Source organism: Achromobacter sp. K91 (assembly GCF_003576205.1).
Classification (GTDB): Bacteria; Pseudomonadota; Gammaproteobacteria; order Burkholderiales; family Burkholderiaceae_B; genus Achromobacter; species Achromobacter aegrifaciens.
Genome location: NZ_QWFB01000037.1, coordinates 152,689 through 166,032, shown reverse-complemented (window position 1 = coordinate 166,032; position 13,344 = coordinate 152,689). Strand labels below are relative to the sequence as shown.

Sequence of the window (13,344 nt, the reverse complement as noted above, 5' to 3'; positions counted from 1 at the left end):
TGTCGGGAAGGTCCGGCCACGGAAAAAAGCCCAGCCGGCGGACACGCCGGCTGGGCTGCGCTTCCTGCGCTCATCATGGGCGCTGGCGGCCAGGGCTGGCAAGCCCTGGGGCAAGGCTGGACTTTCAGCGCAAGTCGCCGCAAGGCCAGCCGAAGGCGCCGTAGGCGCCCTTATCCGTTGCGGTAGAGAAAGCTGTAGGCGTTGATCGCCGGCACCCCTCCCAGGTGCGCATACAGAACCCGCGAACCGGCCGGAATCTCGCCGCGGCGGATGATGTCCATCATGCCCTGCATGGATTTTCCTTCGTAGACCGGGTCGGTCATCATGCCCTCGAGCCGGGCGCAGAGGCGGATGGCCTCGTTGGTCTCGGCCGAGGGCAGGCCGTAGGCCGGATAGGCATAGCGGGTGTCCAGCACCACGTCGCGCTCTTCGATGGCAGTCCCGAGTCCGACCATATCGGCCGTGCGCCGCGCGATGCGCAGGATCTGCGCGCGGGTTTGCTCGGGCGTGCCCGAAGCGTCGATACCAATGACGCGGTCCGCGCGGCCATCCGCCGCAAAGCCCACCACCATGCCGGCCTGCGTGCTGCCCGTGACGGCGCAGACGACGATGTAGTCGAACTTGAAGCCCAGCTCGGCTTCCTGGCGCCGCACTTCCTCGGCGAAGCCGACGTAGCCCAGGCCGCCAAGTTCATGGTCGGATGCGCCGGCCGGAATCGCGTAGGGCTTGCCGCCGCGCTTGCGGACGTCTTCCAGCGCCTCTTCCCAGCTGCGGCGAAAGCCGATGTCAAACCCCTGGTCCACAAGACGCACGTCGGCGCCCATCAGGCGGCTCATCATGATGTTGCCGACCCGGTCGTAGACCGCGTCTGAATAGTCCACCCAGTTTTCCTGTACCAGCACGCAGGCCAGGCCCAGCTTGGCGGCCACCGCAGCCACCATGCGGGTGTGGTTGGACTGGATGCCGCCGATGGTGACCAGCGTGTCGCAGCCCTGTTCCAGCGCCTGCGGGATCAGGTACTCCAGCTTGCGCAGCTTGTTGCCGCCGAACGCGAGGCCGCTGTTGCAGTCTTCGCGCTTGGCGTAGATCTCGACCTTGCCGCCCAGATGCGTGGACAGGCGCTCGAGCTTTTCGATGGGGGTGTCGCCGAAGGTCAGGCGATGGCGCGGAAATCGTTGCAGATCCATGGGACTCTCCTGGGCCGGGCCGGGTGGCGCGGATGGAAAAATCATAGGAATTTCAAGGATTTGCCGTCAATTGCGTATTTTTATTATTTAAATGGAAAATAATTAAATAAGCGTCCAGATTTATATTTAATATTTCCTGATTGGCTTTTTGATCGAAATTTAATTTTCAGGGACATATCAAATGCCGGCAAATTCTGAGCTGGACCGCATCGATCGCCACATCCTGCGCGTGCTGCAGCAGGACGCGCAGATCACCAACCTGGAGCTGAGCGCGCGCGTCCACCTGAGCCCGGCCGCCTGCCTGCGCCGCGTGGAAAAGCTCAAGAACGAGGGCGTCATCCGCAAGACGGTCGCCCTGCTGGAGCCGGCGGAAGTGGACATGGCCACCCTGGTCATCGTGGGCGTGGTGCTGGACCGCTCCACGCCGGAATCCTTCACCGATTTCGAAGCCGCGGCGCGCGGCATCAGCGGCTGCCTGGAATGCCACCTGGTGGCCGGCGAGTTCGACTACTTCCTGATGCTGCGCATCCGTGATCTGGAACGCTTCAACAAGCTGCATGCGGGCGAGATCATCAAGCTGCCCCGCGTACGCCAGATCCGCACCTTTTTCGTCCTGAAAGAGATCCTGTCGACCACCGAATTGCCCGTATGAACGAGGCTAATGCGCAACACTGCAATTTCTGCCAGTGAAAATGATGCGGCGCGGCATTTTGGGTTGCCGGAAATTGAATGCGAGTAGACGGCGCAATGGAAGGGGTTGCCTGGACATTCCAATGCTGCACGACGGCATTCCGAATGCGCTTTTGCGTCACGCAAACGCAAGAAGACGTCCTTAAACTCAAAGGGCTATACTCTTATCCCATACGGCTTTTAAGGCTTGTACGCGCCTTCTGCCCCTGCTATCCGCCTAACGGGAAGCCCGTGTCGCGGAAGGTTTTCCTGCATCGTGTCGAGTGAAGCACTCGTAAAGGTGAAGCGATATGTCTTCGGAAATAGAATCTCTATCCACGTCTTATCTCTTTGGGGGTAACGCCCCTTATGTTGAGGAGCTTTACGAAGCCTACCTCGACAATCCCGGTTCGGTACCTGACAACTGGCGCGAATACTTCGACCAGCTGCAACACGCTCCCGCTACCGACGGCCAGGAATCCACCCGCGACCAGGCCCACGCTCCCATCGTCGAATCGTTCGCCCAGCGCGCCAAGGCCAATGCCTTCGTGCAACGCGCGGCCGAACCCGACCTGACCGTGGCCAGCAAGCAGGTTTCGGTGCAGTCGCTGATCGCGGCCTACCGCTCCCTGGGTTCGCGCTGGGCCGACCTGGATCCGCTCAAGCGCCAGGAACGTCCCCCGATCCCCGAACTCGATCCGGCCTTCTACGGCCTGACCGAAGCCGATCTGGACCAGACCTACTCGGCCACCAACACCTACTTCACGACCGCCAGCACGATGACGCTGCGCGACATCCTGAAGGCGCTGCGCGACACGTACTGCCGCAGCATCGGTGCCGAATTCACGCACATCTCCGACCCCGCCGCCAAGCGCTGGATCCAGGAACGCCTGGAAGCCACCCTGGGCGCGCCCGCCTACTCGGCCGAAGAAAAGCGCCACATCCTGCAGCAGCTGACCGAGTCCGAAGGCCTCGAGCGCTTCCTGCACACCAAGTACGTCGGCCAGAAGCGCTTCTCGCTGGAAGGCGGCGAAAGCTTCATCGCCTCGATGGACGAAGTGGTGAACCACGCCGGTGAAAACGGCGTCCAGGAAATCGTGGTCGGCATGGCCCACCGCGGCCGCCTGAACCTGCTCGTGAACATCATGGGCAAGATGCCCGGCGACCTGTTCGCCGAGTTCGAAGGCAAGCACGCCGAAGGCCTGACCGACGGCGACGTGAAGTACCACAACGGCTTCTCCAGCGACCTGTCCACCCGTGGCGGCCCGGTCCACCTGTCGCTCGCGTTCAACCCGTCCCACCTGGAAATCGTCAACCCCGTGGTCGAAGGCAGCGCGCGCGCCCGCCAGGAACGCCGCGGCGACGCCGAAGGCAAGCAAGTGCTGCCGGTGCTGGTGCACGGCGACGCGGCCTTCGCCGGCCAGGGCGTGGTCATGGAAACCCTGAACCTGGCCCAGACCCGCGGCTACGGCACGGGCGGCACGCTGCACATCGTCATCAACAACCAGATCGGCTTCACCACGTCCGACCCCCGCGACTCGCGCTCGACGCTGTATTGCACCGACGTGGTCAAGATGATCGAAGCGCCGGTGTTCCACGTCAACGGCGACGATCCCGAAGCCGTCGTGTTCGTGACCAAGCTGGCGCTGGACTACCGTCTGCAGTTCCGCCACGACGTGGTCGTGGACATCGTCTGCTTCCGCAAGCTGGGCCACAACGAGCAAGACACCCCGTCGCTGACGCAGCCCCTGATGTACAAGCGCATCGGCCATCACCCCGGCACGCGCAAGCTGTACGCCGACAAGCTGACCACGCAAGGCGTGCTGGCCGACGGCGAAGCCGATCAGCTCGTCAAGGATTACCGCCAGCTGATGGAAGACGGCCAGCGCACCATCGAACCGGTGCTGACCGACTACAAGAGCAAGTACGCCATCGACTGGTCGCCGTTCCTGGGCGCCAAGTGGACCGACCAGGCCGACACCGCCGTGCCGCTGGCCGAACTCAAGCGCATCGGCGAACGCATCACCAGCGTGCCGGAAGGCTTCACGGTGCACCCGCTGGTCGCCAAGCTGCTGAACGACCGCCGCACCATGGCCAAGGGCGAAATGAACCTGGACTGGGGCATGGGCGAACACCTCGCCTTCGCGACCCTGGTGTCCTCGGGCTACGCCATCCGCATCACCGGCCAGGACTCGGGCCGCGGCACGTTCACGCACCGCCATGCCGTGCTGCACGACCAGAACCGCGAACGCTGGAACGACGGCACCTACATTCCGCTGCAGAACGTCTCGGAAGGCCAGGCTCCGTTCACCGTCATCGACTCCGTGCTGTCCGAAGAGGCTGTGCTGGGCTTTGAATACGGTTACTCCAGCGCCGAACCCAACACGCTGACCATCTGGGAAGGCCAGTTCGGCGACTTCGTCAACGGCGCCCAGGTCGTGATCGACCAGTTCATCAGCTCCGGCGAAGCCAAGTGGGGCCGCCAGTCGGGCCTGACCCTGATGCTGCCGCACGGCTACGAAGGCCAGGGTCCCGAGCACTCGTCGGGCCGCATCGAGCGCTTCCTGCAGCTGTGCGCCGACAACAACATGCAAGTGGTCCAGCCGACCTCCGCGTCGCAGATCTTCCACGTGCTGCGCCGTCAGATGATCCGTCCGTTCCGCAAGCCGCTGGTGCTGTTCACGCCCAAGTCGCTGCTGCGCAACAAGGACGCCGGTTCGCCCCTGACCGACCTGGCCGGCGGCAGCTTCCGCCCGGTCATCGGCGAGGTCGACGAGGCCATCGACGCCAGCAAGGTCAAGCGCGTGCTGGCTTGCTCGGGCAAGGTCTACTACGATCTGGTCAATGCCCGCCGCGAGCGTGGCGCCGACAACGTTGCGATCGTCCGCGTCGAACAGCTGTATCCGTTCGCGCACAAGTCGTTCGAAACGGAACTGCGCAAGTACCCGAAGGCAACCGAAGTGATCTGGGTTCAGGACGAACCGCAGAACCAGGGCGCCTGGTTCTACGTTCAGCATCACGTGTACGAGAACATGGTCGAAGGCCAGAAGCTGGGTTACGCCGGCCGCGCCGCGTCGGCATCGCCGGCCGTGGGCTACCTGGCCAAGCACCAGGAGCAGCAGAAGGCCCTGATCGAAACGGCTTTCGCGCCCAAGTTCAAGGTCATGTTGACGAAGTAACACTCGCTTGATGCACGCGCCGCGCGCGCAGGTTTCTGGAATTCCGATTCGAAGCTTGCCGCGCAGCGCGACCAGAACACAAACTTTACGGAACAAACAAAATGGCTATTACCGACGTCGTCGTCCCCCAACTCTCCGAATCCGTCTCCGAAGCGACGCTGCTGACCTGGAAGAAGCAGCCGGGCGCTGCCGTTGAAGCGGACGAAATCCTGATCGAAGTCGAAACCGACAAGGTCGTGCTGGAAGTGCCGGCTCCCGCTTCGGGCGTGCTGGCTGAAATCGTCAAGGGCGACGGCAGCACCGTCACCTCCGGCGAAGTGCTGGCTCGCATCGACACCGCCGGCAAGGCCGCCGTTGCCGCCGCCGCGCCCGCCGCCGAAGCGCCCAAGGCCGCCGAGCAAGCCGCTGCCGCTCCGGCCGCCGCTCCCGCTTCGTCGGCCGCCGCCGGCGTGGCTTCGCCCGCCGCTGCCAAGATCCTGGCCGAGAAGGGCGTTGACGCCGCTTCCGTGGCTGGCTCCGGCCGCGACGGCCGCGTGACCAAGGGCGATGCCCTGGCCGCCAGCGCTCCCGCCAAGGCCGCTCCGGCCAAGGCCGCCGCTCCGGTCGCGCCCCCGACGCTGTCGCTGGACGGCCGTCCGGAACAGCGCGTGCCGATGAGCCGCCTGCGCGCCCGCATCGCCGAGCGCCTGCTGCAATCGCAACAGGAAAACGCGATCCTGACCACGTTCAACGAAGTGAACATGCAGGCCGTCATCGACCTGCGCAACAAGTACAAGGACAAGTTCGAGAAAGAGCACGGCATCAAGCTGGGCTTCATGTCGTTCTTCGTCAAGGCCGCCGTTGCCGCGCTGAAGAAGTTCCCGCTGATCAACGCCTCGATCGACGGCAAGGACATCATCTACCACGGCTACTTCGACATCGGTATCGCTGTCGGCAGCCCGCGCGGCCTGGTTGTGCCGATCCTGCGCAACGCCGACCAGCTGTCGATCGCCGACATCGAAAAGACCATCGCCGACTTCGGCCGCCGCGCCGCTGACGGCAAGCTGGGCATTGAAGAAATGACCGGCGGCACGTTCTCGATCTCCAACGGCGGCGTGTTCGGCTCGATGCTGTCGACCCCGATCATCAACCCGCCGCAATCGGCCATCCTGGGCGTGCACGCCACCAAGGATCGCGCCGTGGTTGAAAACGGCCAGATCGTCATCCGCCCGATGAACTACCTGGCGCTGTCCTACGACCACCGCATCATCGACGGCCGCGAAGCCGTGCTGGGCCTGGTCGCCATGAAGGACGCCCTGGAAGATCCGCAGCGCCTGTTGCTGGACCTGTAATCTCGACGCCCCGGCCCGGCGCCCACCCGACCCCTGGGTCTTGCGGCGCCCTGGTCGGCTTATTGCCGGCCCGCAGGGCGGGGCGTGCTCCACTCAATACCTCATCGCGAGAACACTATGTCCAAACAATTTGACGTCGTCGTCATCGGCGCGGGCCCCGGCGGCTACATCGCCGCCATCCGCGCCGCGCAGCTCGGCATGTCGGTGGCTTGCATCGACGCCTGGCAGAACGGCCAAGGCGGCCCGGCTCCCGGCGGCACCTGCACCAACGTCGGCTGCATCCCGTCCAAGGCGCTGCTGCAATCGTCCGAGCACTACGAACAAGCCAATCACCACTTCGCCGAGCACGGCATCGAAGTCAAGGGCGTCAGCCTGAAGCTCGACACGCTGATCGGCCGCAAGAACACGGTGGTCAAGCAGAACAACGACGGCATCCTGTACCTGTTCAAGAAGAACAAGGTCACGTTCTTCCATGGCAAGGGCGCGTTCGCCGGCCAGGTTGAAGGCGGCTGGGCCATCAAGGTCACCGGCACCGCCGAGGAAGACCTGGTTGCCAAGCACGTGGTGGTCGCCACCGGTTCGTCGGCGCGCGAGCTGCCCGGCCTGCCGTTCGACGAAAAGGTCGTGCTGTCCAACGACGGCGCGCTGAACATCGGCGCCGTGCCGAAGACGCTGGGCGTGATCGGCGCCGGCGTGATCGGCCTGGAAATGGGCAGCGTGTGGCGCCGCCTGGGTTCCGAAGTCACCATCCTGGAAGCCATGCCGGAATTCCTGGCAGCCGCTGACGGCCAGGTGGCCAAGGAAGCCCTGAAGGCCTTCACCAAGCAAGGCCTGAACATCCAGATGGGCGTCAAGATCGGCGAGATCAAGGCGACCGCCAAGTCCGTCACCGTGCCCTACGTCGACGCCAAGGGCGCCGAGCAGAAGCTGGTGGTCGACAAGCTGATCGTCTCGATCGGCCGCGTGCCTTACACCGGCGGCCTGAACGCCGACGCCGTGGGCCTGAAGCTGGACGAGCGCGGCTTCATCGCCGTGGACGGCGACTGCAAGACCAACCTGCCGAACGTCTGGGCAGTCGGCGACGTGGTGCGCGGCCCGATGCTGGCGCACAAGGCCGAGGAAGAAGGCGTGGCGGTCGCCGAGCGCATCGCCGGCCAGCACGGCCACGTCAACTTCGACACCGTGCCGTGGGTTATCTACACCTCGCCGGAAATCGCCTGGGTCGGCAAGACCGAGCAGCAGCTCAAGGCCGAGGGCCGCGAGTACAAGGCTGGCAGCTTCCCCTTCCTGGCCAACGGCCGCGCCCGCGCGCTGGGCGACACCACCGGCTTTGCCAAGGTGATCGCCGATGCCAAGACCGACGAGGTCCTCGGCGTGCACATCGTGGGCCCGATGGCCTCGGAACTGATCTCGGAAGCCGTGACCATCATGGAATTCCGTGGCGCAGCCGAAGACATCGCCCGCATCTGCCACGCGCACCCGACGCTGTCGGAAGCCGTGAAGGAAGCCGCATTGGCCGTGGACAAGCGCGCATTGAACTTCTGATACGCGCATAGCCGATGCAAGACGGGGGCGGGTTCACGGATCCGCCCTTTTTTCATTCTGCTTTTCCTGCTCCCACATGAACGTCCGCGAATACTACGAACACGCCCTGGCCGAACGCGGCTACAAGCCCGACGAAGCCCAGAAAAAGGCGATCGACCGGCTGCAGCGCTATTTCGACGAATGGGTCAAGTTCAAGTCGATGCGCTCGAACGCGCTGAAGAAGCTGCTGAACCGCCCCGACGTGCCGCGCGGCGTGTACCTGTGGGGCGGAGTGGGGCGGGGCAAGAGCTTCCTGATGGACGCCTTCTACGCCACCGTGCCCGTGGTGCGCAAGACGCGCCTGCACTTCCACGAATTCATGCGCGGCGTGCACCGCGAACTCGAAGAAGTGAAGGGCATGCAGGATCCGCTGGACGAAGTGGCCAGGCGCGTGGCCAAACGCTACCGTCTGATCTGCTTCGACGAGTTCCACGTATCCGACGTGGCCGACGCGATGATCCTGCACCGGCTGCTGTTCAAGCTGTTCGAGTACGGCACGTCCTTCGTGATGACGTCCAACTACGAGCCCTCGACCCTGTATCCGGACGGCCTGCACCGCGACCGCATCCTGCCCGCGATCCAGCTGATCCAGGCGCGCATGGACATCATGAACGTGGACGCTGGCGTGGACTACCGCCGCCGCTCGCTGGAACAGGTGCAGTGCTATCACACGCCGCTGGACGAGCGCGCCCAGAAAGCATTGCAGGAAGCATTCGACAGCCTGGCCGACACGCCGCCCCAGGATCCGGTGCTGCATATCGAGCACCGCGAGATCCGCGCGCTGGCGCTGGGCGGATCGGTGGTGTGGTTCGATTTCGCCACGCTTTGCGGCGGGCCGCGTTCGCAGAACGATTATCTGGAGTTGGCCAACCGCTTCCATGCTGTGATCCTGTCGGGCGTGCCGCGCATGGGACCGCGCCAGGCTTCGGAGGCGCGCCGCTTCACCTGGCTGATCGACGTGTTCTATGACCACCGCGTCAAGCTCATCATGTCCGCCGAGTGCGAACCCGAGGAGATCTACACGGAAGGCGCGCTTGCCAATGAATTCCACCGCACGGTCTCGCGCATCCTGGAAATGCAGTCGCGCGAGTACCTGGAATCGGAACGTCGCCACACCGTGTCGTTGTAGTCGCGCCGCATCTGTCCGAATTTTCCGGGCAGATCGCGGTTGAAATTGGTAATACAAGTCATTATCAATTAAGATTTGGAGACTTCTGGTCCAGCACCGCAGTTTCCAACGTGTCTTCCACCCTCTTGTCCGCATCGGCCGCGCGCACCGACCCTTCCGCCGCGCCCGTCGATGGCCTGTACCGCGATCACCGCCCCTGGCTGTTCGGCTGGCTGCGCCGCAGGCTTGGCTGCGAGCACCGGGCCGAAGACCTGGCGCAAGACGTGTTTCTGCGCGTGATCCAGGGCCGCAAGGCGGTGCGCGCCGGCGAAGCCCGCGGACTGCTGACCACCATTGCCAAGGGCCTGGTGGTGGACCACCAGCGGCATGCGGCATTGGAACGGGCCTATCTCGCCTACCTGGCCGCCATACCCGAGGCTTATGCGCCGTCCCCCGAAGAGCAGACCGAGCAGCTGCAATCGCTGGCGCGGCTGGACCGTCTGCTGGACGGCTTGCCGCCCAAGGCGCGTTCCGCGTTCCTGCTGTCGCAGCTCGACGGGCTGACCTATCCCGAGATCGCCCAGCGGCTCGAAGTCTCCTTGAGTTCGGTGCAGCAATACATGGTGCGCGCCATGACCGCGTGCTACGCGGCCTTTGATGACTAGCGCCGCGGACCCCGTCGCTGACCAGGCGATCGCCTGGTGGGTGCGGCTGCAATCCGGCCTGGCCGGTGCGGCAGAGCGGCAGTCCTGCGAGGCATGGCTGGCGCAGGATCCCGCGCATCGCTGCGCGTGGGATCGCTTGCAGCGCATCAGTCAGGATGCGCGGCGCGTGCCGGCGGCGTTGGCGCATGACGCGCTGACGCGTTCTGCATCGTCCTCGCCCCGATCGGCCGGCCGTCGCACGGTATTGCGCGGATTGCTGGCTGTTGGCGGCACGGCTTTTACCGGTTGGGCGGGCTACCGGCATACGCCGTGGCAGCGACTGGCGGCGGACCTCAGCACCGGCACAGGCGAACGGCTGGCCGTTGCGGTGGCTGATGGATTGCACATCACCTTGAACAGCGACAGCGCGGTGCGCCTGCACTTGCAGGACGATGCCCGCGGCCTGGACCTGTTGCGCGGCGAAGTGCTGGTGCGGACCGAAATGCGGCCCGCCATGGCGGCTCTGCGCGTGGATACCGGGCATGGCGAACTGCGCGCCGAACGGGCGCGCTTTGACCTGCGGCGCACCGCCGCAGGCGCGCGCTTGGGCGTGTACGAAGGCAGCGTGACGCTACTGCGCGGCGGCGTGGCTACGCATGCGGAAGCCGGGGAGCGCCTGGAATTCTCCGAGCATGGCGAAGTCGGCCGTCTTGCCTCCGATCCCGACCGGCTGGCCTGGACCGACGGGCTGGTGGTGGCCAAGGACTGGCGCCTGGACTACTTCGCGCAATACCTGGCTCGCCAGCGCCTGGGCATGATCCGGGTGGATCCGGCGGTGGCCGGTCTGCGGCTGTCGGGCGTATTTCCGCTGGATGACGCCGAGCGTGCGCTCAAGGCACTGGAGCCCGCCTTGCCCATCCGCGTGACGCGGCATACGCAGTATTGGCTGCAGGTCGGTCCGCGCGAGGCCTGAGCGTTACAAATTTTTTTGCCTGCGGCTTGCAGGTTTTCCGATCCCGTACGGAAGGCAGGGATAGATACCACCGTACAGGGAGAGTTTTGTGTCCGCTTCATCTCACTCGCGCTTGCGCGCCCCCTTGTCTGCCGGCCGCATGGGCCTGCTGGCCGCCATGTGCGCGGGCGGGCTTGCCGCCGGCATGCCGCAGGCCTGGGCGCAGCCGGCGCCCGCTACCGCGAACGCGCCGCGCAGCTACCAGATCGCTGCCGGCTCCTTGGCCGATGCCCTGACGCAGTTCGCGCGCAGCGCTGGCGTGGTCCTGTCGTTCGATCCGGCGCTGGTGCGGGGACGCCGCTCGGACGGGTTGGACGGCGCCTACTCGGTGGGCGCGGGATTCGCCCGCATCCTGTCGGGCAGCGGTTTGCAGGCGCGTGCGCAGTCGGGCAATACCTGGACGCTGCTGCAGGTTGCCGCGCCCGCGGGCGACACGCCCACGCTGGCGCCGGTGACCGTGTCGGGCATGTCCGACAGCGCAATCACGACGGTGGGCTACGTGGCCACGGTGAGCGCCAGCGCCACCAAGACCGACACGCCGCTGATCGAAACGCCGCAGTCGGTATCGGTTGTCACGCGCGAGCAGATCACGGAGCAGGGCGCGCAGACACTGAACCAGGTGCTGCGCTACACCGCGGGCGTGGCCACCGAATCGCGCGGCGCCACCGCCACGCGCCTGGACCAGTTCAGCGTGCGCGGCTTTCAGGCTTCGTCCTACCTGGACGGCTTGCGAGTATTCGGCGGGCGCGACGCCTTGCCGCAGGTGGACACCTATCGCCTGGAGCGCGTGGACGTGCTGAAGGGACCAGCCTCCGTCATGTACGGGCAGGGCGGTCCGGGCGGCGTGGTCAACCAGGTCAGCAAGCGCCCGCTGGAAGAGACGCTGCGCGAGGTCGAGGTGCAGGTCGGCAACTATGACTATCGTCGCGCCAACTTCGATTTCGGCGGTCCGGTCGATGAAGACGGCAAGTTCCTGTACCGCCTGGTCGGTTCGGGCTACATGTCCGACGGCCAGGTCAAGGACACCAAGGAACGCCGCTACTTCGTGTCGCCGGCCTTTACCTGGAAGCCCAGCAGCGACACGACGCTGACGGTGCTGACCAACTTCCAGCGCGATCCCGACATGGGTTCCTATGGCAGCGTGCCGGCCATGCGCACGCTGCTTTCCGCGCCCGACGGCATCCGCCTGCCGGCCGATTACTACGACGGCGACGCCAATTTCGAAAAGAGCGACCGCAAGAGCTATTCGCTGGGCTATGTGTTGGAGCACCGCTTCAACGACAACATCAAGGCATCGCAAAGCCTGCGCTGGACGCGCGCGGAAGCGCAGTACCGCAGCATCTACGGCGCGATGACCAATAACTACGGCTATACCGACAAGACCTACCGCTACCAGCAGCGCGCGTCGATCGCGACTGATGTGGACGTGGGCGCGCTGGTGCTGGACAACAATGTGCAGGCGCGCTTCAACACCGGCCCCTTCGCCCACACCACGCTGCTGGGCTTTGACTATCAGCACGTCAAGACCGACACGCTGTCCGGCTTTGGCACCGCGCCCGCGCTGGATGTGCTGAACCCGAACAATCATCAGAACATCCCGGCGCCGGCGTTCTCGACGGATGCGACCAACAAGCAGTACCAGACCGGCCTGTACTTCCAGGACCAGATCAAGATCGATCGCCTCTCGGTGTTGCTGGGTGGCCGCTACGACTGGTCGCGCACGGTGGGCGAGACCACCACGATCGCCACCGGACGGGTCGCGCCGTCCTCGCTGAATGCGGAGAAGTTCACGGGCCGCCTGGGTGCGATCTACAACTTCGACAACGGCGTGGCGCCGTACTTCAGCTATTCGGAATCGTTCGAGCCGCAGTCCGGCACGGGCTGGCAGAACAAGCCGTTCAAGCCGATCGAAGGCAACCAGTACGAGGTCGGCATCAAGTACCAGCCGCCGGGCAGCGCCACGCTGCTGTCGTTTGCGGCGTTCGACATCCGCCGCGAGAACATGACCACCACCGATCCGGATCCGACCCACATCTGCGGCACGGCGGGCGGACGCTGCTCGATCCAGGCGGGCGAGCTGCGCACGCAGGGCATCGAGCTCGAAGCCAAGACCGAGCCCCTGCGCGGCCTGACGCTGGTGGCTGCTTACTCCTTGATGGACAACGAGTACTCCAAGGGCTATCCCAACGCCGCGGGCATGAACCTGAAGGGCAAGACGCCGGTGGGCGTGCCTTCGCAACAGGCGTCCGCCTGGGCCCGCTACCAGTTGCAGGACGGTCCGCTGGCGGGCGTGGGAGTGGGTGGCGGCGTGCGCTACATCGGTTCCTCGTATGCCAACGAGACCAACACCCTGAAGGTGCCGTCGGTCACGCTGTTCGACCTGATGCTGGACTACGACCTGGGCCGCGCGTCGCCGTCGCTCAAGGGCATGCAGGTGGCGCTGAACGTGCAGAACCTGTTCGACAAGGAATACATCGCGTCGTGCTCGGGCGATTCCTGGTGCTGGTACGGCTACCAGCGCTCCATCAAGGCCAGCCTGCGCTATCGCTGGTAAGTCTTGCTGCTAGTTCGAAGTGAGAATGGTTATAATTTAAAACCCTCCGAATCGGGCTTGGGCCGCGGGGCTGGTC

Annotated in this window: 9 protein-coding genes; 8 read left to right on the top strand and 1 reads right to left on the bottom strand. The window is 65.0% G+C overall.

What is annotated here, in order from left to right; translation table 11 throughout:
- Positions 1 to 170: 170 nt before the first annotated feature.
- On the bottom strand, positions 171 to 1,187 hold the full coding sequence (locus DXK93_RS19815) for a 1-aminocyclopropane-1-carboxylate deaminase (RefSeq protein ID WP_119450938.1): 1,017 nt from the start codon (positions 1,185 to 1,187) through the stop codon (positions 171 to 173).
- Between the two features lie 181 nt (positions 1,188 to 1,368).
- On the opposite strand from DXK93_RS19815, the gene DXK93_RS19810 reads away from it, so the two are divergent.
- The 8 genes from DXK93_RS19810 to DXK93_RS19775 all read left to right on the top strand — a co-directional run bounded on the left by DXK93_RS19810 (position 1,369) and on the right by DXK93_RS19775 (position 13,268).
- Positions 1,369 to 1,839: an Lrp/AsnC family transcriptional regulator gene (locus tag DXK93_RS19810; RefSeq protein ID WP_119450937.1), complete on the top strand. Its 471-nt coding sequence runs from the start codon at positions 1,369 to 1,371 to the stop codon at positions 1,837 to 1,839.
- A gap of 328 nt (positions 1,840 to 2,167) precedes the next feature.
- A complete protein-coding gene (locus tag DXK93_RS19805; RefSeq protein WP_054450764.1) occupies positions 2,168 to 5,035 on the top strand; it encodes a 2-oxoglutarate dehydrogenase E1 component in 2,868 nt (955 codons plus the stop codon).
- A 101-nt stretch (positions 5,036 to 5,136) separates the two neighbouring features.
- Positions 5,137 to 6,366: a 2-oxoglutarate dehydrogenase complex dihydrolipoyllysine-residue succinyltransferase gene (odhB, locus tag DXK93_RS19800; RefSeq protein WP_054450766.1), complete on the top strand. Its 1,230-nt coding sequence runs from the start codon at positions 5,137 to 5,139 to the stop codon at positions 6,364 to 6,366.
- Positions 6,367 to 6,483: 117 nt separating this feature from the next.
- Positions 6,484 to 7,911 (top strand): dihydrolipoyl dehydrogenase, encoded by a 1,428-nt coding sequence (lpdA, locus tag DXK93_RS19795; protein WP_119450936.1) that lies wholly within the window; start codon positions 6,484 to 6,486, stop codon positions 7,909 to 7,911.
- A gap of 76 nt (positions 7,912 to 7,987) precedes the next feature.
- Complete coding sequence (zapE, locus tag DXK93_RS19790) at positions 7,988 to 9,079, top strand: cell division protein ZapE (RefSeq protein WP_054450771.1); 1,092 nt, start codon at positions 7,988 to 7,990, stop codon at positions 9,077 to 9,079.
- A gap of 110 nt (positions 9,080 to 9,189) precedes the next feature.
- Positions 9,190 to 9,723: a sigma-70 family RNA polymerase sigma factor gene (locus DXK93_RS19785; RefSeq protein ID WP_082400675.1), complete on the top strand. Its 534-nt coding sequence runs from the start codon at positions 9,190 to 9,192 to the stop codon at positions 9,721 to 9,723.
- On the top strand, positions 9,716 to 10,675 hold the full coding sequence (locus DXK93_RS19780) for a FecR domain-containing protein (protein ID WP_119450935.1): 960 nt from the start codon (positions 9,716 to 9,718) through the stop codon (positions 10,673 to 10,675). Before DXK93_RS19785 ends, DXK93_RS19780 begins: the two co-directional genes overlap by 8 nt.
- A 139-nt stretch (positions 10,676 to 10,814) precedes the next feature.
- Entirely contained in the window at positions 10,815 to 13,268 is a 2,454-nt protein-coding gene (locus DXK93_RS19775) for a TonB-dependent siderophore receptor (RefSeq protein WP_370127222.1), read from the top strand.
- The last annotated feature ends 76 nt before the right edge of the window (positions 13,269 to 13,344 follow it).

Bases quoted from the DNA above. Each gene is read 5' to 3' on its own strand.
- DXK93_RS19815 (WP_119450938.1), bottom strand. From the start codon at position 1,187: ATGGATCTGCAACGATTTCCGCGCCATCGCCTGACCTTCGGCGACACC.
- DXK93_RS19810 (WP_119450937.1), top strand. From the start codon at position 1,369: ATGCCGGCAAATTCTGAGCTGGACCGCATCGATCGCCACATCCTGCGC.
- DXK93_RS19805 (WP_054450764.1), top strand. From the start codon at position 2,168: ATGTCTTCGGAAATAGAATCTCTATCCACGTCTTATCTCTTTGGGGGT.
- odhB (WP_054450766.1), top strand. From the start codon at position 5,137: ATGGCTATTACCGACGTCGTCGTCCCCCAACTCTCCGAATCCGTCTCC.
- lpdA (WP_119450936.1), top strand. From the start codon at position 6,484: ATGTCCAAACAATTTGACGTCGTCGTCATCGGCGCGGGCCCCGGCGGC.
- zapE (WP_054450771.1), top strand. From the start codon at position 7,988: ATGAACGTCCGCGAATACTACGAACACGCCCTGGCCGAACGCGGCTAC.
- DXK93_RS19780 (WP_119450935.1), top strand. From the start codon at position 9,716: ATGACTAGCGCCGCGGACCCCGTCGCTGACCAGGCGATCGCCTGGTGG.
- DXK93_RS19775 (WP_370127222.1), top strand. From the start codon at position 10,815: ATGGGCCTGCTGGCCGCCATGTGCGCGGGCGGGCTTGCCGCCGGCATG.